At 64.3% G+C, this 2,508-nt stretch carries 3 protein-coding genes and 1 pseudogene; all 4 read right to left on the bottom strand.

Annotated features, from left to right (window positions below):
* Window positions 1-398: 398 nt before the first annotated feature.
* Complete coding sequence (locus tag AC5RUO_RS19945; RefSeq protein WP_494104439.1) at window positions 399-542, bottom strand: beta-galactosidase small subunit-related protein; 144 nt, start codon at window positions 540-542, stop codon at window positions 399-401.
* Window positions 543-958: 416 nt separating this feature from the next.
* A complete protein-coding gene (locus tag AC5RUO_RS19940) occupies window positions 959-1,366 on the bottom strand; it encodes a DUF4981 domain-containing protein (protein ID WP_494104438.1) in 408 nt (135 codons plus the stop codon).
* A gap of 143 nt (window positions 1,367-1,509) precedes the next feature.
* Window positions 1,510-1,776, bottom strand: a pseudogene (locus tag AC5RUO_RS19935) (glycoside hydrolase family 2 TIM barrel-domain containing protein); the annotation flags it as partial.
* A gap of 162 nt (window positions 1,777-1,938) precedes the next feature.
* Window positions 1,939-2,079 (bottom strand): hypothetical protein, encoded by a 141-nt coding sequence (locus AC5RUO_RS19930; protein WP_494104437.1) that lies wholly within the window; start codon window positions 2,077-2,079, stop codon window positions 1,939-1,941.
* Window positions 2,080-2,508: the final 429 nt, after the last annotated feature.

The following is a 2,508-nucleotide window of genomic DNA, read 5'->3' as shown; positions in this document are numbered from 1 at the left end:
AACTTGGCACACTATTGAGTTCTCAAACAACAGACACACCCGGCACCACCCAAACCAAACATTCAGGATCGCTCCGGAGCAACTTTTCAAACTTACCCGACCGCCAAATACTTTGCAAATCCGCTTCTCAGCAGTTGCAGCATTCGTGATCAGTCCCCACCAGGTCAAGGCGCGCTAGCAAGCGGGCCATTATTCCAGGCTGTTCAAAGGGGGTTTGGCCGCTATTTTTCCGCTTCAGCGGCGGCGACTCAGAAAACAATACACGCCCATAAAGCTCACCGCAAATCGCCCCTGCCTCGTGAGCCATAGCCCCAAAATCCCCGTGAAGACGGGAGTTCCGGGGTCAAACAGAGGACCATCAGTACCGAACCGCCCGCGGCAGGCAAGTATGCAGTGGCTCACACTGCATTTTCCCCTACCGTCCGGAAGACGACAGTGAACTCTGCCGCCCGGTGCTTCAGCCGGTACGGCTCCAGGACCCCGGGCCCGCAAGCCGCCGTGCCCACCCCCCGCTGCACATGGGCCAGGTGCATGTAGGACATGCCGTCCTCCCCAAGCTCTGGCCGGCGGCTGCCGCGTCAAGGACTGCCAAGCTGTACGGCCGTACTGTCAGGGCAAAGGCTCACCCGTGACCTGCAGCAGGCTTCCGGCAACGTCCAGGGAGGCGGAACGGACTCCGGAGCACCCACCTGATTTCTGGGGGCGGACGCTCGTCTGCAGAGCCAGTGACGCGCCGTCGCTGGTCCAGGAATAATCCACCTGAACTCCGTACTGCTTGTCCGCGACACCCACACGCGTGGACCGTGAGCCGCTCACCGCCGTCGGCCGCTACCTCGGCACTGATGCCGACAAGCCTGGTGTACAGCCGGTTCAGCCCCGCGTCCTTCCACTGGGTGGCGAGCGGGCGCGGGTCTTCGCCGGCCCATTCCCGGCCCAGGTCGTTGTCGGTGGGCGCCCACTACAGCACCAGCCCCAGCTTCTCAACAGGCAGATCTCCCAGGGGGGTGGGCATCCCGGTGATCCGGCTGAAGACTGCCGGACCCAGCCACAGCTCGTCACCGAAGACAAGGACACGTTCGGTCGCTGCAGGCTCAGCAGTACTGGCTGATAGGACGGACTGGCCCCATGATATTTCATGGCCTGCGGCAGCCCAGGAAGAATCGGCCGCAAGAACCGCCCGCACCGTCAAGACCGCTGCCTGTCCGGGACGGGCAAGTGAGGCGGCACTGTCCGCAACGGCGGCTGGCAGGGGAAGCGCAGCTTCGGAGTTCGGCGGCAACGGCGCGAGCTGTACCGGTCCGGCGTCCAGCAGGCCGCCGTCGGTCTCAACGGTGTAGCGGAATTCATACGCGGAGGTGTCGGCCAAGTCCTACAGGTTTCGGACCCGGAACCCGGACCAGTCATCGGCCATCTGAATCCTGAGTGGCACGACGACCTTCTTGAAGTCCAGTAGTCCCGGCCGCGGCTTGCGGTCCGGTGCCGGGCGTCCAGGGCCTCGTCCTCGAGGAGCGGTTCGATGCCCTGCCCGATCAGTGCCGTTTCGTCCTGGCTTGCGTACATGCGCGAGTAGACGTCCACGTAGGGCGAGGACCAGTCCCCCTCGTAATGGATGGGGCGGGAGGGATCGCGGTCCTTGGTCCAACGCGGCATGGCCGCGAGGTTCCTGCCGGTTCCGGCCTCGTTGCCGAGCGACCACATGATCACGGACGGGTGGTTCTTGTCCCGCTCGACCGTTCGCTGCCTCCTGTCCAGCAGCGCGGGTTCCCACTGCGGATCGCAAGCCCAGCTGCAGGCTGACAGTCTCGCCCGGAGTGCGGACCGATGCATCGTAGAGTTTCGGCAGCTCAGCCGACCAGGGTTCGACGCCGGGGCGCGCACCTCCGTTCCGGCCGGTTGTTCCAGCCCCAATGCGGCAACGCGTACGACGGCGTCAATCGCCTACCCGCCCCGGCTCACCTCGACGCGAAGCACGCCTTCGTGACTTCCGTGGTCGCCGGCATGGACGAAGAGATCATCGATGCCTGCCGCCGGGCGGGCCTGGAGTGTGACATCCCGGAAAATTCCCGGGAGCCACCACATGTCCTGGTCTTCGACGTAGCTGGCAGCTTGGAATATGCGGGCGCGCCATGGCCGTGCATTGGCCAACTGGATGGGACGGGCAGGGCGGTGAGGCCTTCAAGTTCCTCTCCCAACTGCCAGCCGGCTGCCGGCGCGGAGCGGACTCCGGGGCTCAACCGGGAAGCGCCACTCCCCATTCAGGGAGAGCTTGAGCGCGTTGTTTGAAAGGTAGGCGCGTGCCCGGAGCGATGCGCTCCCGGGTTTCACCGACGCCAGTTCCCGTACGGGTCATGAGACGAGTCTAGGTGTGCCAGGGTAGCTGCTATTCGGTGGATGGCGGTCCTGGGGCTTAGTGCCTGACGTTGGGTGGTGGTTAAAGTGGTAGGGCCCTGACAGTGATTGTCAGGGCCCTACTAATGTTATGTCCGGCGGTGTCCTACTCTCCCACAC

The organism is Arthrobacter sp. Y3221087 (assembly GCF_059089905.1).
Note: the sequence above shows the minus strand (reverse complement) of the source record. Positions and strands in the feature narration are given on the sequence as shown.

Excerpts from the sequence above, each read along its gene's own strand:
- AC5RUO_RS19945 (WP_494104439.1), bottom strand. The coding sequence starts at position 542 with ATGTCCTACATGCACCTGGCCCATGTGCAGCGGGGGGTGGGCACGGCG.
- AC5RUO_RS19930 (WP_494104437.1), bottom strand. The coding sequence starts at position 2,079 with ATGTGGTGGCTCCCGGGAATTTTCCGGGATGTCACACTCCAGGCCCGC.